Below are 231 nucleotides of genomic sequence, written 5' to 3' on the forward strand. Positions count from 1 at the left end.
CACCAGCGCGCGGCCGGCGTCGAGCGCGTAGCCGAGCACGCTGGCGTCCTGGTCGGTCACGCCCTCGGTGCAGTCGAGCATGACCACCGCGACCTGGCACTGCTCGATCGCCTGCAGGGTCTTGATGATCGAGAACTTCTCGACCGCTTCCTCGACCTTGGACTTGCGCCGCACGCCGGCGGTGTCGACCAGCCGGTACAGGCGGCCATCGCGCTCCATGTCAACCGCGAC

The 231-nt window shown here is 68.8% G+C and carries 1 protein-coding gene; it reads right to left on the reverse strand.

The window, feature by feature from the left end:
- The coding region (locus HKX41_13915; GenBank protein NNC25229.1) for a ribosome biogenesis GTPase Der at positions 1 to 231 on the reverse strand (231 nt) is incomplete at both ends.

The organism is Salifodinibacter halophilus (assembly GCA_012999515.1).
Lineage (GTDB): Bacteria > Pseudomonadota > Gammaproteobacteria > Nevskiales > Salinisphaeraceae > Salifodinibacter > Salifodinibacter halophilus.